Here is a 25,829-nt window from a genome sequence, read left to right on the forward strand (position 1 = left end):
CAGCTCAGCGACCGTCTGCTCACCCTTCAGCGCCTCAAGCGCTACCTTCGCCTTGAACTCCGGCGAATGCTGCTTCCGTTTCGACATCTCTGATCCCCTCTTCGTCGAAGATCAGCAGACAGCAATTTGTAGCCTACGTCAGCGTCCGATTTTCGGGGAGTAGCTCACACCTCGTCATCGCCGCCGCTGCCAAAGATGAAGTCGTTGCCCGAACCGCCGTCGAGATAATCCGAAAACCCGGCGTCGCCGGAGCCTTTGCCCGAACCCGAACCCGAACCGGCCCCGGACCCGCTGCCGGCGCTCTTGTCCCACAGCTTCAGTGGATCGCCGCTACCCGAGCCGCTGCTGGCGCCCGCATCGCCGAACAGCACGTCGTCGCCGGCGCCGCCATCCAGCAGGTCGTCGCCCTTACCAGCGTCCAGCTTGTCGCGGCCGTCGCCGCCTTCCAGCGTATCGTCGTCCTTGTCCCCCTTGAGGTGGTCATCACCGCCAAGGCCAAGAAGGATGTCGTCGCCATCCATGCCTTTGATCTTGTCTCTGTCTGCAGAGCCGATCAGGAAATCAGACTGCTTGGATCCCTTGAGTTTCGCCATTTATCCCTCCCATTAAATGCGCGGACGAAAATCTGGCCGGCGCAACCAAGTCGCGGGCGGGAGTTTCGATAATGACCGGTTTCGGCAACAAGGTGGGGGCCTATCCGGGCTATGTCTGTTCGGTTGTGGCGTCGATCGTGACCGGCAAACCGGTCAAGTGGGTCGAGGACCGGATGGAAAACCTGATGTCCACCGCCTTTGCCCGCGACTACTGGATGCAGGGCAAGATCGCGGCGACGAAAGAGGGCAGGATCACCGGCCTGTGGTGTCATACGACCGCCGATCACGGCGGCTTTGACGCCTGCGCCGATCCGACCAAGTTTCCCGCAGGCTTCATGAACATCTGCACCGGCAGCTATGACGTCCCCACGGCCTATCTGGCGGTGGATGGTGTCTATACCAACAAGGCGCCGGGGGGCGTGGCTTATCGCTGTTCCCTCCGCGTGACCGAGGCCGCCTATTTCATCGAGCGGATGATCGAGGTGCTGGCGATCAAGCTGGGGATGGACGCGGCCGAGCTGCGCCGGATCAACTTCATCCGCGCCGACCGGTTCCCCTATCTGTCGGCGCTGGGGTGGGAATATGACTCGGGCGATTACCACACGGCGTGGGACAAGGCGTTGGATGCGGTCGATTATCAGGGTCTGCGAAGGGGGCAGGCGCAGCGGGTCGAGGATTTCAAGGCCGGCAAGACGCGCAAGCTGCCGGGCATCGGGCTGACGCATTTCACCGAAATCGTCGGCGCGGGGCCGGTGAAGAACTGCGATATCCCGGGGCTGGGCATGTTCGACAGCCGCGAAATTCGCATCCATCCCACCGGCAGCGCCATTGCCCGGCTGGGCACGATCAGCCAGGGGCAGGGGCACGCCACGACCTTTGCCCAGATCATCGCGTCCGAGATCGGCATCCCCGCCAACGACATCACGCTGGAGGAGGGCGGCACCGACACCGCGCCCTATGGGCTGGGCACCTGCGGGTCGCGGTCAACCCCGGTGGCGGGGGCGGCCACGGCAATGGCCGCGCGCAAGATCCGCGCCAAGGCGCAGATGATCGCGGCCTACCTGTTGGAGGTGCATGACGACGACGTGGAAAGGGACGTGGACCGGTTCGTGGTCAAGGGCAACCCGGAGCGGTTCAAGACCATGAAGGAGATCGCCTTTGCCGCCTACAACCAGGCGATTCCGGGGCTGGAGCCGGGGCTGGAGGCGGTCAGCTATTACGATCCGCCGAACATGACCTATCCCTTTGGCGCCTATATCTGCGTGATGGAGATCGACGTGGATACCGGCGAATGGGAGGTGCGCCAGTTCTATGCGCTGGACGATTGCGGCACCCGGATCAACCCGATGATCATCGAGGGTCAGGTGCATGGCGGCGTGACCGAGGCGCTGGCCATCGCGATGGGGCAGGAGATCGCCTATGACGAGATGGGCAACGTCAAGACCGGGACGTTGATGGATTTCTTCATCCCCACCGCCTGGGAGACGCCCAATTACACCACCGACCACACGGTGACGCCCAGCCCGCGTCATCCGATCGGGGCCAAGGGCGTGGGCGAGAGCCCCAATGTGGGCGGCGTGCCGGCCTTTTCCAACGCGGTGCATGACGCGTTCCGGCCCTTCGGGCTGGTGCAGGCGCATATGCCGCACGATCACTGGCGGATCTGGAAGATTGCCGAGGATCTGGGCCTGCATGGCTGATGCAATGGGTCCGGCGGGGCGGCCTGCCGGACCGTTCCGCGCGCGGCTGCTGTCGCGCAGCGGGTATTTGGAACCAGAAAGAAGCAGGATGTGCGCGTGACCTTGACCGGGCTTCAGTCGGAACTGGCGAAACAGGGCTATGTGGCCGACGACCGGCTGGCGATGGCGCTGCATCTGGCGGTGGCGCTGGGGCGGCCCCTGCTGCTGGAGGGGCCGGCCGGGGTCGGCAAGACCGAAGTGGCGCGCGCCATGGCGGCGGTGCGGGGGGCACGGCTGATCCGTTTGCAGTGCTACGAAGGGCTGGATGCCAGCCACGCGATCTATGAGTGGAATTGTCAGCGGCAGCTGCTGGCGATCCGCGCGGCCGAAGCGCGGGGCGGCATGGACGAGGCGGCGCTGTTTTCCGAGGCGTTCCTGTTGAAGCGGCCGTTGTTGGAGGCGATCACGCAGGAGGTGGCGCCGGTTCTGCTGATCGACGAGATCGACCGGGCGGACGAAGAGTTCGAGGCCTATCTGCTGGAGATCCTGTCGGAGTTCCAGATCACCATCCCCGAGCTGGGCACGATCCGGGCGCGGAGCCGGCCTTTGGTCATCCTGACCGCGAACGGCACGCGGGATCTGTCGGACGCGCTGCGGCGGCGCTGTCTTTACGGTTTCATCGACTATCCCGACCGCGACACCGAACTGGCCATCCTGCGGGCGCGGATGCCCGGGGTCGAGGCGCGGCTGGCGGCGCAGATCGTGGGCGTGGTGCAAGCTCTACGCAGGGAAAATCTGGAGAAAACGCCGGGGATTGCCGAGATGCTGGACTGGGCGGCGGCGCTGTCGGGGCTGGGGGTCAACGACCTGAGCCGGGCGCGCGAAGAGGTGCAGGCGACGCTGGTCTGTCTGCTCAAGACGGCGGCGGACGTGGATGCCGCGCCGCCGGAGGTGATGGACCGGCTGATCGGGCGGGTGGCGTGATGCGGGTGACGGCGTTTCCGTCCCGCGCCGAGGGGGTGGCCGACCGGATGGCAGGCTTCATCGCGCATCCGCGGATGAACGGGCTGGGCGTCGGCCCGCGCGAGACGGCGGATGCGCTGGCCGCTCTGGCGGCGGTGCGGGCGACGGATGTGGACGAGGCGCGCGCGGCGCTTCGGGCGCTGCTGGCAGGCGATGCCGAGGGCTGGGGGCGGTTCGACGAGTTGTTCGACGCCTATTGGTTCAATGCAGGCAAGGTGCGGCAGGGCACGGCCAGGGCGGCGCATGTGCGGGTGCAGGCGGCGCGGCCCAAGCCGTGGCAGCCGCATTTCGATGCCGGTGACGGGGGGCAGGAGGCCGGCGAGGCCGACATGCCCGGTGGCGGGGAGGGTGAGGCCGAGGGGACCGAAGGCCGGTTGATCGCCACGCGGACGGACAACCCGAGCCGTCGCGATCTGCGCGAGCTGTTCGACGAGGACAGCCTGCGCGAGGCCGAGGCCGCCGCGCAAGCCATCGCGCGGGCGATCCGTGACCGCCGGTCGCGTCGTCGCCGCCGGGGCGTGGCGCGGGCCGGAGCCGGACCTGCGCCGGACCCTGCGCGCGTCGCTGGCGCGCGGCGGCGAGCCGATCGACCTTTATCGCCGCGCGCGCCCGCCACGGCCGATGCGGATCGTCGCCTTGTGCGACGTGAGCGGGTCGATGAGTGTCTATGCAAGGGTTTTCCTGGCCTTTCTGCGCGGTCTTGTGGGCCACGACACGCAGGCCGACGCCTATCTGTTCCACACGCGACTGATGCGCGTGACCGGTGCGCTGCGCGACCATGACAGCCTGCGGGCCGCCGCGCGGCTGAGCCTGATGGCCGAAGGCTTCGGCGGGGGCACCGACATTTCGGGCTGCCTGGAGCGGTTCCTGTCCGGCTACGGCGCGCGGGCGCTGAACGGGCGGACGGTGGTGGTGATCCTGTCGGATGGCTACTGCACCTCGCCGCCCGAGGCGCTGGCCGCCGCCCTTGCGCGGCTGCGGCGGCGGGCGCGGCGGGTGGTCTGGCTGAACCCGCTGCTGGGCTGGCGCGACTATGCGCCGGTGGCCGGCGCCATCGCGGCGGCACGGCCCTATCTGGACGCGCATCTGCCCGCCAACACGTTGCAGGCGCTGGCCGCGCTGGAATCCGAATTCGCATGGTTGTGAGGGGGAAGGATCATGCCCGAACTGGACAGTTCGACCATATACAGACTCTGAAACAGGCCGGCGCGCCGTTCTGCGTGGCGACCGTGCTGCGCACGGCGGATGCGACCTCGGCCAAGGCGGGCGCCAAGGCGGCGATCACGCAGGACGGCGAGATCCTGGGTCATCTGGGCGGTGCCTGCGTGATGCGGGCGGTGCGCACCGCGGCGGCCGAGGCGCTGGCGCAGGGCGGCCCGCGCGTGATCCGGGTCAAGCCGTCGGACAAGGTGGTGGGGCTGACCGACCCCGACGGCGCGCAGATTTTCAAGAGCGGCTGCCCCTCGGGCGGGACGGTGGACCTGTTGATCGAGCCTTGCCGCCTGCCGCCCCGGCTGATCGTGTTCGGGGCGGGACCGATTGCGCGGGCGCTGCGCGAACATGGGCAGATGGCGGGGTTCCGCGCCTGCGAGGGCGAGGACACCATCGCCGAGGCCGAACCGCGCGATTTCGTCGTGGTCGCCACGCAAGGGCAGGGGGACGGCGCGGCGCTCAAGGCCGCGCTGGAAAGCCCCGCCGCGCGGGTGTCGATGGTGGCCAGCCGCCGCAAGGCCAGGGTGCTGACCGACAAGCTGCAGGCGGCGGGAATGGAGCCGGCGCGGCTGGCGCGGCTGAAATCTCCGGCCGGGCTGGATATCGGCGCGGTGGACCCGCACGAGATCGCGGTGTCGATCCTGTCCGAGCTGATCCAGTGGCGCAATGCGCGCGCAACAGAGGTCACACAGGACGAAAGAACCGCCTGAATTGCCCGTTTAGACACTGATTTTCCCCGCGCCTGGCCGGGCGGCGGGCTGATTCATGCGAAAGGAAACCTGATGGAACTGAGCGACGAAATCCGCATCCAGGCCCCCCGTGACAAGGTTTACGCGGCCCTGAACGATCCCGAGATCCTGCGCCAGAGCATCCCCGGCTGCGAAGCGCTGGAGGAAACCGGCCCCGGCGCATACGAGGCCCGCGTGGTGCTGAAGATTGGCCCGGTCAAGGCCAGGTTTTCCGGCGCGGTCACGCTGGATACCACCGACGCGCCCGGCGCCTTTTCCCTGACGGGAGAGGGCAAGGGCGGTGCCGCGGGCTTTGCCAAGGGCGGGGCGGACGTGACCCTGACCGAAGAGGGCGAGGAAACCGTCCTGACCTATGTCGCGCGGGTGGAGATCGGCGGCAAGATCGCCCAGCTCGGCAGCCGTCTGATCGCCGGCACGGCGAAAAAGCTTTCGGGCAAGTTCTTTGCCGCCTTCGCCGAACAGCTCAACCAGCCCGCCCAAGGCTGAGTGCGGCTCCGGCGGCGGCTTGACCCGCGCGGTCCGGCGTGAAAGCTCTGCGGCGATGTTCACAGCGGAAAGGCTGCCGAGATGCCCGTTTTGACCGTGAATCTGATTGGCGCGGGCCGGGTCGGCCGAACGCTTCTAGCCTTGCTGGCGCGCGCGCAGGGATGCCGGGTCCAGCAGGTTTTCAGCTCCCGCGAGTCTGCCGCGCGCGCCGCCGTCGATTTCGCCGGGGCGGGGCGCGTGGCCCGCAGCCTGGCGGAGATGTCGCCGGCGGATCTGTGGCTCCTGACGGTGCCGGACACGGCAATCGCCGGGGTGGCGGGGGATCTTGCGGCAATCAACCCGCGGCGGGGGGCGGCGCTGGCCGCGCCGGTCGCCCTGCATTGCAGCGGGTTCCATCCCGCCGAGGCGATGGCGCCCTTGCGCGGGCTCGGCTGGCACCTGGCCAGCGCGCATCCCGTATTGTCCTTTGCCGATCCCGAAACCGCCCTGCGCCAGTTCCCCGGCACCTTCTGCGGGCTGGAGGGCGACGCCGCGGCGCTGGCGGTGGTCGAGCCACTGCTGCGGTCGATCGGCGCCCGTATCTTTCCGATCCGGTCCGAAGCCAAGAGCTTCTATCACGCCGGCGCGGTGATCTCGAACAACTTCACGGTGGTGTTGCAGGCCATTGCGCGCGGGGCGTGGGACCGGGCCGGCGTGCCCCAGGACGTGGCCCGCGCGTTGAACGCGCATCTGCTGCGGGCAACGGTGGAAACCCTGTCCGCGCAGGAACCCGCCGCCGCGCTGACCGGCCCCGCCGCGCGCGGCGACATGGAGGTGGTGGAACGGCAGGGCCGGGACGTCGCGGACTGGAACGCGCTGGCCGGCCGGGTCTATCGCGACCTCAGCCGGCTGGCGGTCCGGCTGAAGGCCGAGGGCCGGATCGCGGGCGACGACGACGGCGCCGGTGCGTGACCCCTGCGGTCTGCGGGCTTGCGCCAGCCGGGCAGGATCGGCTCTGCAAGGGATACCCGACCACGAAAGGACACGCCATGCCCCGCCTCTCCGGCATCATCTGCCCGCTGCTGACCCCGTTCGAACCGGACGGCACCATCGCCCGCGACCTTTGGGTGGTCCATGCGGCATGGGTGCTGGATCAGGGGGCGCATTACCTGTCGCCCTTCGGCACGACCGGAGAGGCGCTTTCGGTGGGGATGCAGGCGCGAATGCAGGCGCTGGAATGGCTGGTCGAGGCCGGGATCCCCGCCGACCGGCTGATGCCGGGCACCGGGCTGACCGCGCTCGCCGACACGCTGACCCTGTCGCGCCACGCGGTGGGGCTGGGTTGCGCGGGCGTGATGGTGCTGCCGTCCTTCTTCTACCGGGCCGCCGGCGACGACGGCCAGGCGCGATATTTCGGCGAACTGATCGAACTGATCGGCGATGCACGCACCCGGATAATCCTCTACTCCATCCCGCAGAATACCGGCGTTCCGGTCAGCCCGGCCCTGACGGCGCGTCTGAACGCGGCCTTCCCCGACAGGGTGGTCGCCTACAAGGACAGCTCGGGCGACTGGGCCAACACGCAGGCGGTGATCGCGGCGGCCCCGGCGGTGTCGGTGTTTCCCGGCTCCGAAACCTTCCTGACCCAGGGGCTGGCGGCGGGCGGCGCGGGCAGCATCTCGGCCACGGTGAACCTGAACGCCGCCGCCATCCGGGCGGTCTTTGACGGAGCCCGGGCCGGACGGGACGTGTCGGCAGAGGACGCCGCGATCAGGGACTTCCGCGCCACCGTGGAAAAGGCCGGCCTGATCGCGGGCATGAAGGCGGCACTGGCCGTGACCTCGGGCGACGACCGCTGGCTGAACCTCGCCCCGCCGCAGCTGAACGCCACCCGCGAACAGGGCGCGGCGCTGCTGGCCGCGCTCGGCCCCGCGGCCGGTCACCTGCGGCGGCCGTGACCGGCATCGACCGGCATCCGCCGGCGCCCCACCGTTCCTTCATCTTGCGTCAAATACTCCGGGGGGCGCGGGGGGCAGAGCCCCCCGCCCCGGTCGGATCGGCGCCGCCGATCCGAAATCCTCGCCCCGCGCCACCCCGCTGCGCCCGCGCCGCACCCGCATCGGCGTCCGGCGCGACATGACCGCGCGCCACCGTCATCGTTTTCAGAATGGCGTGCACCGGATCGCCCGGCTCCAGCGCCAGTGCCTCGCGGGCGCGGCGGGTGATGCGGGCCATGATCTGGTCCTCGCCCACCGCCACGCGCACCAGAACGCCCGGCCCCTCGCCGGGGGTGAGCGACACCACCCGCCCGGCCAGGATGTTCTGCGCCGACAGCCCTTCGGGCCGCGCCCGCGAAAGGATCACCTCGTGGGCCAGGATGCGCACCCGCAGCCGCTGCCCCGGCGCGCCCTCCAGCCGGGGCAGCCAGATCGGCCCTCCGGCGGTGTCCAGCCGCGTGGTGCCGTCCGGCTCCTGCGCGACAAGGCGGGCGGACAGCATCGCCGCGATCTCCCGCAGACCCATCCGCCTGAGTGCGGCGGGATCGGACATCACCTCCGCCGTGGTGCCTTGGGCCACGACGGCGCCCCGGTCGATCACCACCATCCGGTCGGCCAGCAGTTGCGCCTCGCCGATGTCATGGGTGACGATCACCACCGGCATCGACAGCTGCGCCCGCAGCCCGATCAGCTCGTCATGCAGTCGCGCGCGGGTGGCGCGGTCCACCGCCGAAAAGGGTTCGTCCAGCAAAAGCACCTCGGGCCGCCGCGCCAGCGCGCGCGCCAGCGCCACGCGCTGTTTCTGCCCGCCCGACAGTTCGGCCGGGCGGCGATGACCGAGGCCGCCCAGATGCACCAGCTCCAGCAGGCGCCCGGCCTCGGACGCGCGGGCCCGCGCCGGCAGATCGCCCATCGCCGCCGCCACGTTGCCGAGCGCCGTCATGTGCGGAAACAGCGCGAACTCCTGGAACACGACCCCCGCCCGCCGCCGGTGCGGGGGCAGGAAGCGCTGGCCCGCGGTGTCCAGCCAGAGCGCGCCGCCCACCTCGACCCGCCCCGTCTCGGGTCGCCAGAATCCAGCGATCGTGCGCAGCGTGGTGGATTTGCCCGACCCCGACGGCCCCACCAGCGCCAGCACCTCGCCCCGCCCCACCTCGAAGGACAGATCCAGCGGAATGGGCGCGTCGGCCCGGATCGCCACCTTCAGCGTCATTGCTCCGGCCTCCGCCCGACTCGGGTCGAATCACGGGCCGAGAAACGCGCCGACAGGGCAAAGGTCGCGGCGATGGTGGCCAGCGAGATGGCCACCAGAACCGCTGACATGGTCGCCGCCGCCTCCATGTCAAAGGCCTGCACCCGGTCATAGATCGCAATCGCGATGGTCCGTGTCTCGCCGGGAATCGCGCCGCCCACCATCAGCACCACCCCGAATTCGCCCAGCGTATGGGCAAAGGTCAGCACCATTGCCGTGACCACCCCCGGCCAGGCCAGCGGCAGTTCCACCGCCCAGAGCGCGCGCAGCGGCGACATGCCGCTGGAGGCCGCGGCTTCGCGCAGGGCGGTCGGGATCGCCTCGAAGGCGCGCTGCGCGGGCTGGATCGCGAAGGACAGGTTGAAAAGGACCGAGGCCAGCACCAGCCCCTCGAAGGTGAACACCAGCTGGCGCCCGAACAGATCCTGCCAGGCCGCCCCGATCGGCGACCCCCGGCCCAGCAGGACCAGCAGGTAGAACCCGAAAACCGTTGGCGGCAGCACCAGGGGCAGCATCACCAGCCCCTCGACCAGGCCCTTGCCCCTGAACGACCGGGTTCCCAGGAACCGCCCCATGATCACGGAAACCGGCAGCAGCAGGACCACCGTCCAGGCCGCAAGCGCCAGAGAGAGCCGGAGCGCCTGCCAGTCCACGGGCCTAGTCCGGCAAGGCAAAGCCGTAACGCGCCATGATCGCGCGCGCGGCCGGTTGCTGGAGATGGTCGTAAAAGGCGCGCGCCACCGCGCCCGCGCCCGGCATCAGCGCCATGCGCTGCCTCAGCGGCGCGTGCCAGTCCGCCGGGATCAGGGCGAAACGCCCCTGCGCCGCAAGCTGCGGCGACAGCGCCAGCGACCAGGCGATGATGCCGCCATCGGCGCTGCCGGACATGGCGAACTGAGCGGCCTGGCTGACGTTTTCGCCCAGGATCAGCGCGGGCCGGATCGCCGCCCACAGCCCCGCGTGCTGCAGCGCCTCGCGCGCGCGCATGCCATAGGGCGCATGGTCGGGATTGGCGATGGCGAACCGGCGCACCCGGCCTTCGGCCAGCGCGGCGCGCAGATCCTCCAGCCTGCCGTCCGCGCTGAGACCCGAGCCGTTGCGGGGAACGGCGATGGCCACGCGCCCCGTGGCATAGAGCACGCCGCGATCGCGGGTGAACCCGTCGCGGGCCAGCGCCAGGACGTAATCCTCGTCCGCGGCCATGAACAGCTGATAGGGCGCGCCCGCGCGGATCTGGCGGGCGAAATTGCCGGTCGAGCCGAAGGTGAGCCGCAGCCCGTGGCCGGTTTCGGCCCGAAACCCGGCGGCGATCTCCTCGAGCGCAAAGCGCAGGTCGGATGCGGCGGCGATGACCGGCGGCGCCTCCGGCGTCGCGCCGCGGCCCGCCGTCGCCGATACCGTCGCCGACAGGCCGAAGGCAAGCGCGGATAGTCCGAAAGCACGGCGGGTCAGCGGCATGGCGGGCTCGTGATGGATGTTTCTGGCGGGAAATATCAACGCCCCTGCTGGCGCTGTCAACGGTTATTCCCCGTCGGGAATATCCCGCGTCAGCCGCTGGATGGCGGCGATCTCGGCGGCGCCGGCCTGTCGGGCCGCGGCTTCGAAGGCGCGATAGTGGCGCAGCACCGCGCGCCCGGTTTCGGTCAGATGCGCCCCGCCCACGCCGGGGCCGCCGCGGGCGCTTTCGACCACCGGCTGGCGGAACATCGCGTTCAGCGTCTCGATCAGGGTCCAGGCGCGCTTGTAGCTCATGTTCATCTCGCGCCCCGCCGCGGCGATCGAGCCGGTGCGGTCGATCCGTTCCAAGAGCTCGGCCTTGCCCGGACCCATCATGCCGATGTCGCCAAAGACGATGCGCATGCGAAGCCGGGGTGGTCGGGGTTCAGCGGACATATCCGATGGTATTCCCGAAAAGCCCCCCGCTGACAAGCCGGGGCGGGGCCGGCCCCTTGCGCGATGCGGGGGGCCTTGTCGGTCCTGCGGTTCATCCCGTGCCGGCGGTCACGGGGCCTCTTTCGCCGGTTCGATGCGCAGCAGTTCGCCCCCCAGCGCGCGAAAGGCGCGCTGGCGGCAGGACAGGACGATGATCTGCAGATCGCGCGCCCGGCTGGTCAGCGCGTCGAACATCTGTTCGATGCGGGCGTCGTCGGTATAGACGATGGCATCGTCCAGGATCACCGGGGCCGGCGTGCCGCGATCGGCCAGGATGCGGGCAAAGGCCAGCCGCACCATCAGCGAGATCTGTTCGCGGGTGCCGCCCGACAGGATGTCGAACTCTTCCTCGACCGACCGGCGCGTGATCGCCGTGATCATGCCGGTTTCGGCGTCGATCACCGGTTCGGCATCGGGCCACAGCATCCGCAAGAGCGGCGCCAGTTCGCGGTGAACAGGCTCTACATAGGCGTTTCTGGCCGCCGATTGCGCCTGGGTCAGGGCATCCCGCAGGCGCTGGTTCACCGCGATTTCGAATTCCAGCGCGGCCTTGCGGGCCTCGGCCTGTTCCAGCTGCTCCAGCGTCAGCGCCAGTTTCTCTTCGGGCGCGTCGCCCGAGGTCGCGGTAATGCGGGCGTCGAGCGCGGCCAGTTCCTCGCGCAGCTGGGCGATGCGCGCGCGGGCGTTCTCGGCCGCCTGGGCGGCGCGGGTCGCGGCGGTCTCGGCGGCCTCCAGATCCGGGGCATCGGCCCGGGCCGCCTCCAGCGCCGCGCGGGCCTGGTCCAGATCCGCCTCCAGCGCGGCGCGCTCGGCCCGCAACGCCTCCAGCCGGGCCGGCGGGTCGGGTTCGTCCCCCAGGTCCGCATCGGCGCGGCGCAGGCGGGTGCGGGCGGCGTCAAGCTCGGTTTCGGCCTGAACCGCGCGGTCGCGGGCCGTGGCCAGCGTCGCCTCGGCCGCGGCAAACCGTTCGCCGGCGGTGTCACGTGCCGCGCGGGCGGCCTGTTCCGCCGCCTCGGCCGCGTCGCGGGGCGGCACGGCGGGGTCGGGTTCGACCGGCGCGGGCAGCGCGGCGAGCTGTTCGCGCAGGGCGGGGATGCCGTCGGGTGCCAGCGCGGCCAGATCCGCGCGGATCCCGCGCAACGCGTCCTCGGCCGCGCGCCGGTCCCGGGCCGAGGCGCGGGCGGCCTCGACGGAGTCGACCCCGGCGGCATCAAGTTCCCTTTGCAGAGCCTGTTTTGCCGTCTCGAGATCGGCCTCTTCCGCCGCCGCGCCGGGGGTGATGGCAAGCCGCCCGATGCCTTCGAGTTCGAGCTCGGCCCCGTCGGGCACCGGCTGCGGGCTGTCCGCCGGCACCGCCGCGCCATCGCGCAGCACCCGCCCCGCGGCGCCGGGCGCGTAGTGGACGACAAAGGCCGGCGCGGCGGCGGCGCGGTGGCGTTCGGCCAGCGTGACCGCGTTCGCGGCCTCTTCGATCCGCCGCAGCGCCGCGTCGGGCAGCATCTGCGCGATCGCGGCCTGCGCCTCTTCCTCGCGCCGGCGCAGGGTCTCGGCGCGGGCGATGCGGTCGGCCAGTTCCGCGCGCCGGGCGCGGGCGCCGGCGGCGGCCTCGATCTGCATGGCGCGGCGGGCCTGCGCGGTCGCGGCCTCGAGCGCGGCCTGCGCCTCGGTCAGCGCCGCATGGGCCCGGTCGCGGTCGGCCTGCGCGGCATCGCGGTCCTTTTGCGCCTGCTCGGCGGCGATCTCGAGATTCGCAAGACCCAGCCGCGCGGCGTCGCGTTCGCGGATCGCCGCCGCCAGCCGCGCGATGCGCCCGGTCAGACCCTCGCGCCGCGCCTCCAGTTCGGCGACCCGGCTGCGCGCCAGTTCGATCCGCCCGGCATGGTCGCGCGCCTTCTTCAGCCGGGCCTCGGCCTCTTGCCGCCGGCGGATGCGGTCGGCCTCGGCCTCGGGATCCTGAAGCTCTTGCAGTTCCGCGCGCACCCGGCGCCGGGCGTCGAGCGCATCCTGCAGCGCGGCGACCTGCGCGGTCAGCGCGTCGCGGCGGGCGGCGAGGCGTTCGACCTCGGCGGTCACGGTTTCCAGCCCGCCGCCCTTTTTCGGCCGGCCGGTGCCTGTCAGGTGCTGATCGAGAAACGCCTCGCAGGCCTGCAACGCGGCCTTCATCCGCTGGCCGCCGGTCATCGCCTCGACCTCGCCCGCGACGGATTCCATGATCCCCAGCCGCGCCTTCTGCTCCGCGCCGCCCCGGTCCAGCTCGACCTGTCCCTGCTGGACCCACAACAGCCCCGCCGGGCCGCCGTCGGCGGGCGTGCCGATCAGCGCGGAAAGCTGCTGTTCGGCCTCTTCGCCCTGGCCCACCAGAACGCCGTCGCGCCACAGCCGGGCCTCTCGGTGGCTGGCCGTCCTGCTCCATGTCTTGCGCAGGCGCCAGTCGGCGTCCCCGGCGCGAAAGGTCACGGTGACCTGCGGGTCGCCCCCTGCCCTGGGCTGCAGGGCGCGCAGGCTGCGATCCCACGACCGGTGGCCGGCAAAGAAGGCCGCGTGCAGCGCGTCGAAGAAGGTGGACTTGCCCGCCTCGTTCGGGGCCGAAAGCACGTTCAGTCCGGGGCCGATCCCGGCGATTTCGACCGGCTCGACGAAGCGGCGGACATTCTTCAGGCGGATGGAGGTGATCTGCATGGCTCAGCCCTCCTGCACCAGCGACCAGAGCCGGTTCAGCGCCGCCTCGGCCACGCGCTGCCGTTCCAGCGACAGGGTGTCGTCGGTGGCCTCGCGCTGCAATGTCTCGGCCGCGCTGCGCAGGGCGCCGCCGGAGGCGATCAGGTCCAGATCGCCCGCTTCGTGTTCGGTGCGCAGCCCGGCCCGGTCCAGATCGAACCAGGCGAAATCGGGGGCGGCGGCGCGGGCGGCGGCCTCCAGCGCGCCGCGTTCGGCCATGCGCAGAAAGCCGCGGGCCACCACCCGCAACAGCACGTCCCGCCGCGCGGTCCGGTCCGGGGGCAGCAGCGCCCGAAACCGGGCCACGACATCCTCGCCCGGCGACAGGTCCAGCACGGGCGCGGACCAGTCGAACCGGCCCACGGTCACTTGTTCGATGCGCGGCGCCGCGCCGGGGGCGTCGATCGTCACCGCAAGGCAGGCGCCGCGCCCGTCATGGCGAAAACGGTCGCGTTCAGGCGTGCCGGAATAGCGGGTGCGGTCGCCCACCGCCAGCATCCCGTGCCAGTCGCCAAGCGCCAGGTAATCCAGCCGCGCCCGCGCCGCGCGGTCCGGCGCGATCCGGGCGGAGCTGTCGAAATCCTCGCCGAAATCGGTGATCCCGCCATGCGCCAGCCCGATGCGGATCGTGCCTTCGGGGGTGTCCGCGTCGTCCATCCAGGCGGTCAGGTCATGGCCGGGGAACTGGCGGGGCAGGGGGGCGGGCAGCAGATGCACGCCGGGCTCAATCGCGACCGGGGCCGGGTCGCGCAGGATGTGGACATTGGGGCCGGCCTCGTCCGCAAAGCGCCGCCAGAGTTCTTCGCCGGCCAGGCTGTCATGGTTGCCGGGGATGATCCACCAGTGGATGCCTTCGGCGGCGGCCATCGCGGTGGCGGCCTGCCGGCGCACCTGATCCGACGGGCCGGTGGTGTCGAACGTGTCCCCGGCCAGCAGGACATGGGCCGCGCCGTGATCCCGCGCCGCCTGCGCCAGCCGGGCCAGAACCTCGTGCCGGGCCTCGATCAGGCGGCCGCGCAGATCCTCGGGCAGGGTGCCGAAGCCCTTGCCCAGATGAAGATCGGAACTGTGAATGAAACGAAACCCCACTCTGTTCTCTCCTGTCGCTCTGCCCCTTCGCCGCGCCGACGGGCCTGCGCCGTCCTTGTGCTTCTTTCTGGTCCCAAATACCCATGCGCGCCCGCCGCGGGCGCGCCTCTCACACCAGCGCGTGCGCAGCACGCACCGCCGCACTTTCGCCGTCCGTCCGCGCATCCGGTCCATGGCGTCTTGCATCGCTTTTTGAGACATGCCAGCCTTGGTTGCAATCCGTTTCGGTGAATCAATGCCCAGTTACGATGTCATAAAGGCCCGCCAGCGGGCCATCCGCGACCAGTTCCCCGAGGATTTCGGCCTGCGCATCCACCGCGCGATCAGCTGGCTGGGCCGGGCCGAACGGGAACAGGACGACCCCGACGCGGCCTTTCTGTTCTACTGGATCGCCTTCAACGCGGCCTATGCGGCCGAACGCGATCAGCTGGGCGAAAAGGACGCCTTTCGCGCCTATCTGCAACAGCTTTCCGATATCGATCACGAAGGGCGGATCTACAACGCGGTCTGGCAGCGTTTTTCCGGGCCGATCCGCCTGTTTCTGGAAAACCGCCATGTGTTCGGCCCCTGGTGGCATTTCCAGAACGGGCTGGAGGGCTACGAGAACTGAAAGGAACGCTTCACCCGCGAAAAGGCCCGCTTTGCCCGCGCGCTTCAGGCCAATGACGCGGTGTCGATCCTGTCGATGCTGTTCGACCGGCTCTATGTGCTGCGCAACCAGCTGATCCACGGCGGCGCGACCTGGAACAGCCGCGTCAACCGCGCCCAGATCCGCGACGGCGCGGCGATCCTGGGGTTTCTCGTGCCGGTGTTCATCGAATTGATGATGGATCACGCCCACGAAGACTGGGGCCGGCCCTTCTATCCCGTCACCGAGGGGTGAGGGACCGCCCCGCCCTGTCAGGCATCGCCCGCGAAGTGGCAGGCCACCATGTGCCGGTCCGGTTTCACCGGCAGCGGCGCCTGCTGCTGGCAAAGCGGCTGGCACCTTGGGCAACGGTCGGCAAAGGCGCAGCGCGCCCCGATCAGGTGCAGGGGCGGCACCACACCGGGGATTTCCGCCAGTTCGTGATCCTCCCGCCCCGGCACCGGGATGCAGTCGATCAGGCTCACGGCAAAGACGGTGAAGAAGATCGCCAGCCCCGGAAAGGTCACCGGCCACAAGGCGTCAAGGATGCATTCGCGGTTGGCGCCGATCATCGGGCCCCGGCTCATGGCGTCGGGATCGCCGAGCCCAAGAAAGGACAGCCCGGCCATCTGCGTCGGCGCCCCGCCGGTCAGCAGCCCCGCCACGATGTCGCGGCCCGGGTAGTCAGCGTTCGGCGGGAACTCGGGCGTCACGCCGGGCGGCTCGTGCGCGGCCCGGACGATCTCGAACGGATCCCCGCCGTAAAGCGAGGTGCCGCAAAGCGTCGTCCCCACGATCTCCGCCAGCATCAGCGTCCCCACCGGCGCCCGCACGTTGCGGCGGAACATCCGCCATGCCTCGCGCGCGGGGCTTTCGGCGCCGAATCCACCGCCGCTCGGGTTAGACATGCCCTGGTTCCTTCCTCTTGCCGGAAATATCCCGGGGGTGTGGGGGCTGGCCCCCACGATTCGCCCCGCCCTCACGGATCGCTCCGCCACCGCGCATCAGCGGCTTGGCCCGGTTCGCGCCCGCCCGAGCCGCGTCCCGAAAAGGTCCGCCATCCGGGATGGGCGTCTGCCCCGCGGGCGCGGCCGATCGCGGCTTGTCCTTTCGCCGCGGCCGGCACATAGTCCCGCAACGCCATTTCCGGACCCGAGGCCGCCATGCAGGACGACAACACCCGCCACCGTGAAAAGATGCAGCGCATCAAGGCCGCCCGCGACCGGATGATAGCCACCAAGACCGGCGAAAAGGGGCTCATCATCGTGCATACCGGCAAGGGCAAGGGCAAGTCGTCCTCGGCCTTCGGCATGGTGATGCGCTGCATCGCGCATGGCATGCCCTGCGCCGTGGTGCAGTTCATCAAGGGCAACTGGCTCACCGGCGAGGCCGAACTGCTGCGCACCCGCTTTGCCGAGGAATGCCGCCTGGTGATCTCGGGCGAGGGCTTCACCTGGGAAACCCAGGACCGTGATCGCGACATCGCCGCCGCAAGGCGCGGCTGGGAGGCGGCCAAGGGGTTCATCCGCGACCCCGAGATCCGCTTTGTCCTGCTGGACGAGATCAACATCGCGCTGCGCTATGACTATCTGGACATCGACGAAGTGGTGGCCTTTCTGCTGGAGGAAAAGCCGCCGATGACCCATGTGGTCCTGACCGGGCGCAATGCGAAACCGGAACTGATCGAGGCCGCCGATCTGGTCACCGAGATGACGCTGGTCAAGCATCCCTTCCGCGACGGCATCAAGGCCCAGCCGGGCGTGGAGTTCTGACGCCCGTGCCCGCCCCGGCGAGGAGATGACCGAAATCCGCCTGCTGCTGTGCGCCACATGCGCGGGCGCCGACGACCGCGCCGCCGCGCTGGAGGTGATCCGCGCGGCACTGCGGCGCGCCGGGCTGGAGGATCGGATCACGCTTGCGCTGCAGGACTGCATGGGCGCCTGCGACGCCCCCGTGACGCTGGGGATGCAGGGGCCGGGCCGGGCCAGCTATGTCTTTGCGGGACTCGACCCGGTCCGCGACGCGGCGGACATCGCGCGCACCTGCCGGGCCTATCTGGACGCGCCGTCGGGCTGGATCGAGGACGCCCGCGGCTGCGGCCGGCTGCGGCTGTGCCTGCGGGCGCGGCTGCCCGCGTTGGGGGATCACTGACCGAGGATTGCCGAGGCCTCGACCGGCACGCCGTCCACCGACAGGCCGGAATGGTCGTTGCCGTTCAGTGTCACCGTCACCTTGTCGCCCGGCTGCGCGCCGGAGAGGTGGAACCACGGGCCATAGAGCCGCGCCACCTTTTCCCCGTTGACATAAAGATGCGCGTGCCCCTCGCCGGGCTGCGCCGGGGCGCTGGCATGTTCGGGCGCAAAGCGGAAGTTTTCGACCGTGACTTTCAGGTTCCAGCCCGACACCGGGTCCGGGGTCGCCGTCAGGCCGACCGAGGGCGCGTCCGGGCCGGCGGGCAGGTCGGTGACGCGGGAATGGTCGTGGGTTGCGTGATCGTGGCCAGCGGCGGCTGCATGGTCGTGATCGCCGTGGTCGTGACCATCCAGCGCGATGCCGTTGGCGGCGGCCACGAGAAAGCCCAAGCCTCCGCCAAAGACAAGACCGATGACGAACAGGGAAAGAGACCGCATCGAGGTTGCTCCTTGTGCAATGGTTTCAAGGGAAACACCCGCCCCGCGGCCCGGGGCGGGCGGGGATCAGGCGGTGCGCGCGCCTTCGCGGCGCCAGAAATAGCCTGCGAAACAGCCCGTCAGCACCCAGGCCGCCACGCCGACGCCAAAGGCGCGGGCGGCGAACAGGCTGGCCAGTTCGGGCGGCGCGGTGCCTGCGAACCCGTCCGGTTCCGGCGCGCCGATCACATGCGGCGCCAGCAGCAGCGCGGCAGCCAGCCCCCACATCGCCCAGTTGCGGCCAAAGGCGATCAGCCACATCGCCACGGCGGCGGCGGCGACGGTGCCAGTCCACCAGATCTGGCGCGCGACCAGATCGGCCGAGGCCACCCCCGGCACCTCGGGCGCCAGCGACAGGCCCGGCGCGAACTGCACGGCGACGAACCCGGCGATTCCCCACAGGATGCCGGTTCGGCCGTTGACCTCGTGCCCCTGCGATTCGGCCAGCGACATCAGCGCCACCGCCACCAGTGCGAACCCGGTATAGGTCAGCATGGAGAACAGCACGCTCAGCCCGTCGCGCAGGGGCTCAAACCCCGGCAGGTCGGGATGGGCCGTCGCGGCCTGGGCACCGAAATGCACCAGCTCGCCCGATTCATACAATTCGGCATGCAGCAGCACGGGCTGCACGAACACCAGCTGCAGCACGGCGGCAATCAACCCTGCTGCAGCGCCAGCGAACAACGCGCTGGTCACGATGCGGGAAAACATCTGCCTAGTGGCAGGGGAATCCGGTGGCGTGGCGCACGTCATGCGCCGCGTCGTGCAGCGCCTGCGCCTGCACATGGCCGGTCAGCGTGATGATGCCCAGCCCCAGAACGGCGGCGAACAGCGCCGGAAGAAAGCGGGCATTGGCGGATGCCAGTGTTTTCGTCGTCATGTCAGTCTCCTTGCCGTCGCACCCGACGGTCCCAGATGGTTTCGGCGCCTGGCAGGTCTCCTGGCTCGCGGGTCACGGCCCCTGCCCGCCTTCCCCCCGGACCGGGCCGGGAGTGGCTTATCGGGCAGGCGCTCTCCGCTTACAGTCGCGGGGGCGGCTCCGGCCTTGGCCCGCATCGTGGCCGCACCGGTATTCCCTCTTGCCGCCGGCTTGCGCCGACGGAACCAAGCCCGACCAGAAAACCGCGAACCCCGGCCCCGCGCAACGAAAAACAGACCCGCGCCGCACAGGTTTTCAGCCCCGGCGGCGGCGGCGCATCAGGTAGATGTCCATGATCCAGCCGTGCCGGGCGCGCGCCCTTGCGCGGGTCTCGACGATCCGCTCTGCCATGTCCTGCAAGGGCCCGTGCAGCAGGATCTCCTCCTCCATGCCCAGAAAGGCGCCCCACCAGATTTCCACGCCTTCGGGGTCGATCGCGCGGAACGAACAGTCCCCGTCCAGCATCACCGCGATCGTGTCGATGCCCGCGGGCCAGCCCTCTTCGCGCAGCCGTCGGCCGGTGGTGACGGCGAATGGCGCGCCGATGTCGTTGACGGGGATCGCGTGGGCGGCGGTCAGCGCCTGCAGGGCGGTGATGCCGGGGACCACGCGCACGCGGGGGCGCGGGTCCAGCCGTGCGGCGATGCGCGGGGAACTGTCATAGAGCGATGGGTCGCCCCAGATCAGCAACGCCACCCGCGCGGGCGCGGGATCGGCGGCGGCGATGGTTTCGTGCCAGCGCGCGGCGATGGCGTCGTGCCAGTCCTCGACCCCGCGCAGGTAACCGTCATCGGCGCGGCGTTTGGGGATGTCGAAATAGGCGATCCGCGCCGGGCGGTCGCAGACCCGCGCGATGATCTGTTCGCGCAGGTCCGCGAGGTCGGCCTTGTCCGCGCCCTTGCGCGGGATCAGGATCAGGTCGGCCTGCCGGATCGCCCGCGCCCCCTGTTCGGTCAGGTGGTCGGGGTTGCCGGTGCCGATGCCGATGAGGGTCAGGTCAAAGGAGGCGTGGGTCATGTCTCGGCCGCGATCAGGTGAAAGAACGTGCCGCTCACCCGTCCCCGGACCGAGCCGGTTTCGGGCACCTCCGCACCTTCGGCATCGGTGACGCGAGCGAGCGGTGCGTCGGGTTGGTCAAGGATGGTGGAATAGTGGAATTCGTGCCCGCGCAGGGCCGCGCCCGGGCCATGGCCGGGCATCGGCGCGGCGAGTTCGGCGCGGCGATAGCCCAGGTGGAACCTGCGTTTTTCATAAGACGTGACCAGCCCTAGGAGTCCTGCCATTTCGTGTCGCGCGCCGTCCTTGTCGATCAGCGCCGCGCCCAGCACCATGTAGCCGCCGCATTCGCCATGCACGGGGCGGGTTTCGGCGTGGCGGCGCAGGCCGGACAGGAACCTCCGGGCCGCCGCGATCCGCCCCGCGTGCAGTTCGGGATAGCCGCCGGGCAGCCAGATGATGTCGGAATCCGGCGCGGGCGGCTCGTCGGCCAGCGGTGAAAAGGGCAGGATCTCGGCCCCCGCGTCGCGCCAGCCTTGCAGCAGGTGCGGGTAGGTGAAGGAAAATGCCGCGTCGCGGGCCAGCGCGATGCGCTGCGCGGGCGGGCGGGGCAGGGGGCCGGGACGCGCGGTCGTGGCGCCAGCGGCGGCGGCGCGGATCGCGGACAGGTCCACATGCTCGCGCAGGAAGGCGGCGTAACCGGCGATGGCGGTTTCCAGGTCGGGATGCTCCACCGCCTGGATCAGGCCCAGATGGCGTTCCGGCAGGACCAGATCGCCGCGCCGGGGCAGCACGCCCAGAACCGGCAGGCCGGCGCGCTCCATCCCCAGCCGGGCGAGCCGCTCGTGGCGCGGGCTGGCGACCCGGTTCAGGATCACCCCGGCAAAGGGCAGGTCCGGCATGTAGTCGCGGAACCCCAGCGCCGTGGCGGCGGCCGATTGCGCCTGCCCGCTGACGTCCAGAACCAACAGCACCGGCCAGCCCAGACGCAGCGCGGTTTCGGCGCTGGAGCCGTGGCCCGTCGCGCCCGGCTTGGCCACCCCGTCGAATAGGCCCATCGAGCCTTCGGCCACGACGATATCGGCGCCGGCGGCCTGCGCGGCGATGGCGTCCATCAGCCCGCCGCCCATGGCCCAGGTATCGAGGTTATAGGACGGCCAGCGCGCGGCGGCGCGGTGAAAGGCGGGGTCGATATAGTCCGGGCCGCTTTTGAACGGCTGCACGGTCAGGCCGTCCTCGGCCAGCGCGCGGCACAGGCCCAGCATCACCGTGGTCTTGCCGGTGCCCGAGGACGGGGCCGAGATCATGAGCCCCGGCGGCAGGGTGGGTTCAGTCATCGCCTTCGCTCCAGCCGGACCACGGGCTGTCGGCGGTTTGCGGGCGATAGCGGCGGTCGTAATGGGCGGAATAGAGGCAGCTTTCGGCGAACCCCTCGCCCCCCAGCGCCGGGCCGACGAGGATCAGCGCGGTGCGGGCGATGCCGTCGTCCAGCGCGTCGGCGATGGTGCCCAGCGTGGCGCGGATGATCCGCTCGTCCGGCCAGCTGGCGCGATAGACCACCGCCACCGGGCAGTCGGCGCCATAGGCGGGGGTGAGGTCGGCCACCACCTTGTCAAGGTTCTGGATCGACAGGTGAATCGCCAGCGTCGCGCCGGTGGCGGCGAAATTGGTCAGCGTCTCGCCCGGCGGCATCGACGAGGCCCGCCCCGGCGTGCGCGTGAGCACCACCGATTGCGCCAGCCCCGGCAGGGTCAGTTCCGTCCCCAGCGCGGCGGCGGCGGCGGCGAACGACGGCACGCCGGGGGTCACGCTGACGGGGATGCCCAGCTCGCGCAGGCGGCGCATCTGTTCGCCCATCGCCGACCAGACCGACAGATCGCCCGAATGCAGCCGCGCCACGTCCTGCCCGCGGTCATGGGCGGCGGCGATTTCGGCGATGATCGCGTCCAGGTCCATCGGCGCGGTGTTGACGATCCTCGCGCCTTCGGGACAGTGCGACAGGATCTCGCTGGGCACCAGCGACCCGGCATAGAGGCACACCGGGCAGGACGCGATGATGTCGCGGCCGCGCAGGGTCAGCAGGTCGGCGGCGCCCGGTCCGGCGCCGATGAAATGAACGGTCATTGGGTCTCTCCTGAGATGGCGGCCGCGCAGGTGGCCTGGCGGTCCTCGGATATCTGGCGGGGGGTGAGCAGCCGCGCACCCGGCCCGGCGGCGGCAAGGGCGGCGGCCTCGGCCACGCTGCCGGTGCCGCGTGAGGCATGGACTCGGGCCGATTGCGTCGGCGTTTCCATGGCGGCAAGGCGGTCGGCGGGGACGGCCTGCACGGGCACCCCCAGCCGCGCGGCAAACGCGGTCAGGCAGGGGGCGGCGGCCTTGTCGGCGGGGGCGGCGATAAGGTCCGGCGCGCGGCCCTGCGCGGCGCGGTCCAGCGCGGAACGCAGGCTGTCGGCGCTGGCCGAGGCGCGGAAACCGATCCCTGCGACGATCATCTGGCCACGTTCCACTGCACCACGGGCCAGGCGGCTTTCCAGCCCCGGCGCGGCCCCAGCGGCGCGGCGTGGGCCAGCTCGATCCGCAGCAGGTCGCCGCCCTTGTCGGCCTGCCAGCGGGCCAGCAGCGCCTCGCTTTCCAGTGTCACCGCGTTGGCGACGAGGCGGGTGCCGGGGGGCAGGGTGGCCCAGAGGTGGGACAGCAGATCGTCGCTCAACCCGCCGCCGATGAACACCGCGTCGGGCGGCGTCAGCCCCTCCAGCGCGGCGGGGGCGGTGCCGGTGACGACGCGCAGCCGGTCCTGCCCCAGCGTTTCGGCGTTGCGCCGGATGCGGTTGGCGCGGTCGGCGCGGGCCTCGATCGCGGTGGCGGTCAGGGACGCATCGGCTATCAGCCATTCCAGCGCGATCGACCCCGACCCGCCGCCGATGTCCCACAGGTGTTCGCCGGGCCGCGGGGCCAGCGCCGAAAGCGTCAGCGCCCGCACCGGGCGTTTGGTGATCTGCCCGTCGGTTTCAAACACCGCGTCCGGCCGCCCCGAGGCCAGCGGGATCACCGCCCCGTCGCCGGCGATGTCAAGCGCGACGCAGACGGGGTGGCCTGCGTCAGACCCGTCTAGCGCAGCGGCGCGGGTGCGGCGCAGCCGTTCGCGCGGCCCGCCAAGCGCCTCCATCACGTGCAGGGTGGTGTCGCCGAAGCCCTGCGCGGTCAGCCAGCGGGCCAGATCGGCCACCGCCGCGCCGTCGCGCAGGGTGACGATCGCCCGCCGCCCCGGCGCCAGGTGCGGGCGCAGCCGGGTCAGCGGCGCGGCGTGCAGGCCCAGCGTCAGCGTGGCCTCCAGCGGCCAGCCCAGCCGCGCGGCGGCGAGCGAGAAACACGACACTCCCGGCAGAGCGCGCCATTCGTGGTCCGCGAAGTGCCGCGCGATCACCGAGCCCGCGCCGAACCAGAACGGATCGCCCGAGGCCAGCACCGCCACCTTGCGCCCGCGCAAGGATTGCAGCACCGGCAGCCCGTCGGCAAAGGGCACCGGCCATTCGATCCTCTGGGCTGTCAGATCCGGCAGCAACGACAGATGCCGCGCCGGGCCCATCACGATTTCGGCCTGCTCCAGCGCGGCGCGGCTTGCGGGGTGCAGGCCATCCGGTCCATCTTCGCCCAGGCCCACGATGGTCAGCCACGGAGTATCACGCATGCGCCCCAACCTCCTGATCCTCGGCGGCACGACCGAGGCCAACGCGCTGGCCCGCGCCGTGGCCGAACGCGGCATTGCCGCCACCTATTCCTATGCCGGACGGGTGGAAAACCCGCGCCCGCAGCCGGTGCCCACGCGCGTCGGCGGGTTCGGCGGGGTCGCGGGGCTGGCGCGTTATTTGCGCGAGGCGGGCGTGACCCATGTGATCGACGCCACCCATCCCTTTGCCGCGCAGATGAGCCGCAACGCCATCGCCGCCTGCGCGGAAACCGGCGTGAAGCTGGCCGCGCTGACGCGCCCCCCCTGGGCACCGCAGCACGGCGACAACTGGCGGGTGGTGCCCGACATCCCCGCCGCCGTGGCCGCGCTGGCCGGTCCCGCGCGGCGCGTGTTCCTTGCCGTGGGGCGGATGCATTTGCAGGATTTCGCCGCGCAGCCGCAGCACCATTACCTGTGCCGGCTGGTGGACGCGCTCGGCGAGATACCCTTGCCGAATGCCGAGGTCGTGGTGTCGCGCGGGCCGTTCACGCTGGACGGCGACCTTGCGTTGATGCGCGCCCATGGCACGGAACTGGTGGTGTCCAAGAACGCCGGCGGCACCGGCGCGCGGGCCAAGATCGACGCGGCGCGCGCGCTCGGCCTGCCGGTTCTGATGATCGACCGGCCCGCGCTGCCCGGCCGGACCGAGTTGCACGCGGTCGCGCGGGTTCTGGACTGGCTGGATCATGCGGGCACCGACCTTGGCGTGTAAAGGATCGGCGCCGCGCCGTCGCGGTCAACCAGCCGGGTGAGAGACGAGCCGACGATGACCACGGTGCGCATGTCGGCCATCTCGGGGCGGGCCTCGGCCAGGGTGGTGACGGTCAGCGCCTCCTGGTCGGTGCTGACGGCGCGGGCGAACAGGATCAGCCGATCGCCGCCGCAGCATTGGCGCAGCAGATCCAGCGCGCGGGCGAAGCCTTCGGGCCGCGCCCCGGAGCGGGGGTTGTAGAAGGCCATGGCGAAATCGGCCTGCGCCGCCAGAAGCAGCCGCTTTTCGATCAGCGCCCGGGGCTTGAGGTTGTCGGAAAGGTTGATCGCGCAGAAATCATGCCCCAGCGGCGCGCCCGCCCGCGCCGCCGCCGCCAGCATCGCGGTGATGCCGGGCAGAACCGCGACGTCCAGGTTGCGCCACTCTTGCGGGCCGGCCTCCAGCGCCTCGAACACCGCCGCGGCCATGGCAAAGACGCCGGGATCGCCCGACGACACCACCACCACGCGCCGCCCCTCAGCCGCCAGCGACAGGGCAAGGCGGGAACGGTCCAGCTCCGCCCGATTGTCGCTGGCGTGCAGCGTCAGCCCGTCGCGCGGGGCGATGCGGGCGACGTAGGGGATATAGCCCACCACGTCGGTCGCCTGTTCCAGCGCCGCCGTCACCTCGGGCGTGACCAGCGCCTCGGCGCCGGGGCCAAGCCCCGCGATCCGAACCCAGCCGGTCATGGCCGCCGTCCCTGTCCGTGCACCACGATGATCGAGAAATAGGGCGCGACCCGGTCGCCCGCCTGCGCCAGAGGCATCACCGACTGGTTCGGCATCTGCGCATATTCGATCAGCCAGGCGCGGTCATACAGGCCCGCCTGCCGCAGCGCCCGGCGCACCTTGTCGAAATTGCGTCCGATTTTCATCACCACCAGCGCGTCGGTGTCCGACATGCGGCGAACCAGTTCGGATTCGGGCAACGTGCCCATCAGCACCGTCAGCACGTCGTCGCCCCAGGTGACCGGCGTGCCGGTCGCGGTCCAGGCCCCCGACATGCCGGTGATCGCGGGGATCACCTCGACCGGGACGACGCCTTGCAGACGCGCGTGCAGGTGCATGAACGAGCCGTAAAAGAACGGGTCGCCCTCGCACAGAACCACCACGTCCTCGCCCTTGCGCGACAGATCGACCAGCCGCGCGGTGCCGTCTTCGTAGAACTGCGCCAGAAGTTGATTGTAACGCGGGTCGGTGACCGGAATTTCCGTGGTGACGGGGTATTCCAGCGGCCATTCGGCGGCCTCGGCGTGGATCAGCCCGTCAACGATCTTGCGCGCCTGTCCGCGCCGGCCGGCCTTGCGGAAATAGGCCACGTTGCGCGCCGCCCCCAGCAGGCGGTGGGCGCGCAGGCTCATCAGGTCGGGGTCGCCGGGGCCAAGGCCAAGGCCGTAGATGGTGCCGGTGCCGGTTGCGGGTGCGTTCATG

Annotated in this window: 29 protein-coding genes, 1 pseudogene and 1 riboswitch; of the genes and pseudogenes, 12 read left to right on the forward strand and 18 right to left on the reverse strand. The window is 70.8% G+C overall.

Going from position 1 to position 25,829, the window contains the following annotated elements; all coding sequences use genetic code 11:
• Positions 1-164: 164 nt before the first annotated feature.
• Positions 165-593, reverse strand: coding sequence for a calcium-binding protein (locus tag C4S70_RS16175; RefSeq protein WP_104009149.1), 429 nt, complete (start codon positions 591-593; stop codon positions 165-167).
• Positions 594-670: 77 nt separating this feature from the next.
• Between C4S70_RS16175 and C4S70_RS16180 the strand changes: the two are divergent.
• The 7 genes and pseudogenes from C4S70_RS16180 to C4S70_RS16210 form a co-directional block, all read left to right on the forward strand.
• Positions 671-2,293: pseudogene (locus C4S70_RS16180) on the forward strand (molybdopterin cofactor-binding domain-containing protein); the annotation flags it as partial.
• Positions 2,294-2,389: 96 nt separating this feature from the next.
• Positions 2,390-3,256 carry an AAA family ATPase gene (locus C4S70_RS16185; RefSeq protein WP_104009181.1) on the forward strand — a complete coding sequence of 289 codons (867 nt, stop codon included), beginning with the start codon at positions 2,390-2,392 and terminating at the stop codon, positions 3,254-3,256.
• Between the two features lie 525 nt (positions 3,257-3,781).
• The gene (locus C4S70_RS19420) at positions 3,782-4,441 is read left to right on the forward strand and encodes a VWA domain-containing protein (RefSeq protein ID WP_327315807.1); all 660 of its coding nucleotides are present in this window, start codon (positions 3,782-3,784) and stop codon (positions 4,439-4,441) included.
• A complete protein-coding gene (locus C4S70_RS16195) occupies positions 4,432-5,217 on the forward strand; it encodes an XdhC family protein (protein WP_104009150.1) in 786 nt (261 codons plus the stop codon). The genes C4S70_RS19420 and C4S70_RS16195 overlap by 10 nt, the downstream gene beginning before the upstream one ends.
• A 72-nt stretch (positions 5,218-5,289) precedes the next feature.
• The gene (locus C4S70_RS16200; protein WP_104009151.1) at positions 5,290-5,742 is read left to right on the forward strand and encodes a CoxG family protein; all 453 of its coding nucleotides are present in this window, start codon (positions 5,290-5,292) and stop codon (positions 5,740-5,742) included.
• A gap of 81 nt (positions 5,743-5,823) precedes the next feature.
• Positions 5,824-6,693, forward strand: coding sequence for a Rossmann-like and DUF2520 domain-containing protein (locus C4S70_RS16205; protein ID WP_104009152.1), 870 nt, complete (start codon positions 5,824-5,826; stop codon positions 6,691-6,693).
• A gap of 77 nt (positions 6,694-6,770) precedes the next feature.
• Positions 6,771-7,679, forward strand: a complete 909-nt coding sequence (locus C4S70_RS16210) for a dihydrodipicolinate synthase family protein (protein ID WP_104009153.1) — start codon at positions 6,771-6,773, stop codon at positions 7,677-7,679.
• A gap of 49 nt (positions 7,680-7,728) precedes the next feature.
• On the opposite strand, the gene modC is transcribed toward C4S70_RS16210, so the two are convergent.
• From modC to C4S70_RS16240, 6 genes are all read right to left on the reverse strand, one after another.
• Positions 7,729-8,931: a molybdenum ABC transporter ATP-binding protein gene (gene modC, locus C4S70_RS16215; RefSeq protein WP_104009154.1), complete on the reverse strand. Its 1,203-nt coding sequence runs from the start codon at positions 8,929-8,931 to the stop codon at positions 7,729-7,731.
• Positions 8,928-9,623, reverse strand: coding sequence for a molybdate ABC transporter permease subunit (gene modB / locus C4S70_RS16220; RefSeq protein WP_104009155.1), 696 nt, complete (start codon positions 9,621-9,623; stop codon positions 8,928-8,930). The genes modC and modB overlap by 4 nt, the downstream gene beginning before the upstream one ends.
• 4 nt (positions 9,624-9,627) lie before the next feature.
• Positions 9,628-10,428, reverse strand: a complete 801-nt coding sequence (gene modA, locus C4S70_RS16225) for a molybdate ABC transporter substrate-binding protein (RefSeq protein ID WP_104009156.1) — start codon at positions 10,426-10,428, stop codon at positions 9,628-9,630.
• 63 nt (positions 10,429-10,491) lie between these two features.
• Positions 10,492-10,863, reverse strand: a complete 372-nt coding sequence (locus C4S70_RS16230; RefSeq protein WP_104009157.1) for a winged helix-turn-helix domain-containing protein — start codon at positions 10,861-10,863, stop codon at positions 10,492-10,494.
• A 108-nt stretch (positions 10,864-10,971) separates the two neighbouring features.
• Positions 10,972-13,581 (reverse strand): AAA family ATPase, encoded by a 2,610-nt coding sequence (locus C4S70_RS16235; protein WP_104009158.1) that lies wholly within the window; start codon positions 13,579-13,581, stop codon positions 10,972-10,974.
• A gap of 3 nt (positions 13,582-13,584) precedes the next feature.
• Positions 13,585-14,709 (reverse strand): metallophosphoesterase family protein, encoded by a 1,125-nt coding sequence (locus tag C4S70_RS16240; protein WP_235003861.1) that lies wholly within the window; start codon positions 14,707-14,709, stop codon positions 13,585-13,587.
• Between the two features lie 235 nt (positions 14,710-14,944).
• Between C4S70_RS16240 and C4S70_RS18880 the strand changes: the two genes are divergently transcribed.
• Together C4S70_RS18880 and C4S70_RS18885 are read left to right on the forward strand one after the other, a co-directional pair.
• On the forward strand, positions 14,945-15,319 hold the full coding sequence (locus tag C4S70_RS18880; protein WP_200822787.1) for a HEPN domain-containing protein: 375 nt from the start codon (positions 14,945-14,947) through the stop codon (positions 15,317-15,319).
• A gap of 60 nt (positions 15,320-15,379) precedes the next feature.
• Positions 15,380-15,592 (forward strand): hypothetical protein, encoded by a 213-nt coding sequence (locus C4S70_RS18885; RefSeq protein WP_200822788.1) that lies wholly within the window; start codon positions 15,380-15,382, stop codon positions 15,590-15,592.
• 17 nt (positions 15,593-15,609) lie between these two features.
• Here the strand turns inward: C4S70_RS18885 and C4S70_RS16250 are convergent, their stop codons facing one another.
• Positions 15,610-16,245 carry an oligopeptide/dipeptide ABC transporter ATP-binding protein gene (locus C4S70_RS16250; protein WP_104009159.1) on the reverse strand — a complete coding sequence of 212 codons (636 nt, stop codon included), beginning with the start codon at positions 16,243-16,245 and terminating at the stop codon, positions 15,610-15,612.
• 255 nt (positions 16,246-16,500) lie between these two features.
• On the opposite strand from C4S70_RS16250, the gene cobO reads away from it, so the two are divergent.
• Together cobO and C4S70_RS16265 are read left to right on the forward strand one after the other, a co-directional pair.
• Positions 16,501-17,109, forward strand: a complete 609-nt coding sequence (gene cobO, locus C4S70_RS16260) for a cob(I)yrinic acid a,c-diamide adenosyltransferase (RefSeq protein WP_104009161.1) — start codon at positions 16,501-16,503, stop codon at positions 17,107-17,109.
• A 25-nt stretch (positions 17,110-17,134) separates the two neighbouring features.
• Complete coding sequence (locus C4S70_RS16265) at positions 17,135-17,488, forward strand: DUF1636 family protein (protein WP_104009162.1); 354 nt, start codon at positions 17,135-17,137, stop codon at positions 17,486-17,488.
• Here C4S70_RS16265 and C4S70_RS16270 read toward each other — a convergent pair.
• The 8 genes from C4S70_RS16270 to cbiE all read right to left on the reverse strand — a co-directional run bounded on the left by C4S70_RS16270 (position 17,482) and on the right by cbiE (position 23,609).
• Complete coding sequence (locus C4S70_RS16270; protein ID WP_104009163.1) at positions 17,482-17,967, reverse strand: hypothetical protein; 486 nt, start codon at positions 17,965-17,967, stop codon at positions 17,482-17,484. The genes C4S70_RS16265 and C4S70_RS16270 overlap by 7 nt on opposite strands.
• Positions 17,968-18,033: 66 nt before the next feature.
• Positions 18,034-18,717: a CbtA family protein gene (locus C4S70_RS16275; RefSeq protein WP_104009164.1), complete on the reverse strand. Its 684-nt coding sequence runs from the start codon at positions 18,715-18,717 to the stop codon at positions 18,034-18,036.
• A gap of 4 nt (positions 18,718-18,721) precedes the next feature.
• Complete coding sequence (locus C4S70_RS16280; RefSeq protein WP_104009165.1) at positions 18,722-18,886, reverse strand: CbtB domain-containing protein; 165 nt, start codon at positions 18,884-18,886, stop codon at positions 18,722-18,724.
• Between the two features lie 33 nt (positions 18,887-18,919).
• A riboswitch (cobalamin riboswitch) is annotated at positions 18,920-19,129 on the reverse strand.
• 51 nt (positions 19,130-19,180) lie between these two features.
• Positions 19,181-19,942 (reverse strand): precorrin-6A synthase (deacetylating), encoded by a 762-nt coding sequence (gene cobF / locus C4S70_RS16285; RefSeq protein WP_104009166.1) that lies wholly within the window; start codon positions 19,940-19,942, stop codon positions 19,181-19,183.
• Positions 19,939-21,258, reverse strand: coding sequence for a cobyrinate a,c-diamide synthase (locus C4S70_RS16290; protein WP_104009167.1), 1,320 nt, complete (start codon positions 21,256-21,258; stop codon positions 19,939-19,941). The genes cobF and C4S70_RS16290 overlap by 4 nt, the downstream gene beginning before the upstream one ends.
• Positions 21,251-22,045 (reverse strand): precorrin-4 C(11)-methyltransferase, encoded by a 795-nt coding sequence (gene cobM / locus C4S70_RS16295; RefSeq protein WP_104009168.1) that lies wholly within the window; start codon positions 22,043-22,045, stop codon positions 21,251-21,253. The genes C4S70_RS16290 and cobM overlap by 8 nt, the downstream gene beginning before the upstream one ends.
• Entirely contained in the window at positions 22,042-22,413 is a 372-nt protein-coding gene (locus tag C4S70_RS16300) for a cobalamin biosynthesis protein (RefSeq protein WP_104009169.1), read from the reverse strand. Before C4S70_RS16300 ends, cobM begins: the two co-directional genes overlap by 4 nt.
• A complete protein-coding gene (gene cbiE / locus C4S70_RS16305) occupies positions 22,410-23,609 on the reverse strand; it encodes a precorrin-6y C5,15-methyltransferase (decarboxylating) subunit CbiE (protein WP_104009170.1) in 1,200 nt (399 codons plus the stop codon). Before cbiE ends, C4S70_RS16300 begins: the two co-directional genes overlap by 4 nt.
• On the opposite strand from cbiE, the gene C4S70_RS16310 reads away from it, so the two are divergent.
• Entirely contained in the window at positions 23,608-24,360 is a 753-nt protein-coding gene (locus C4S70_RS16310) for a cobalt-precorrin-6A reductase (RefSeq protein WP_104009171.1), read from the forward strand. The genes cbiE and C4S70_RS16310 overlap by 2 nt on opposite strands.
• Here C4S70_RS16310 and cobJ read toward each other — a convergent pair.
• Entirely contained in the window at positions 24,333-25,088 is a 756-nt protein-coding gene (cobJ, locus tag C4S70_RS16315) for a precorrin-3B C(17)-methyltransferase (RefSeq protein WP_104009172.1), read from the reverse strand. The genes C4S70_RS16310 and cobJ overlap by 28 nt on opposite strands.
• Positions 25,085-25,828 (reverse strand): precorrin-2 C(20)-methyltransferase, encoded by a 744-nt coding sequence (locus C4S70_RS16320; protein ID WP_104009173.1) that lies wholly within the window; start codon positions 25,826-25,828, stop codon positions 25,085-25,087. Before C4S70_RS16320 ends, cobJ begins: the two co-directional genes overlap by 4 nt.
• Position 25,829: the final 1 nt, after the last annotated feature.

The sequence above is a fragment of the Jhaorihella thermophila genome (assembly GCF_900108275.1).
Lineage (GTDB): Bacteria > Pseudomonadota > Alphaproteobacteria > Rhodobacterales > Rhodobacteraceae > Jhaorihella > Jhaorihella thermophila.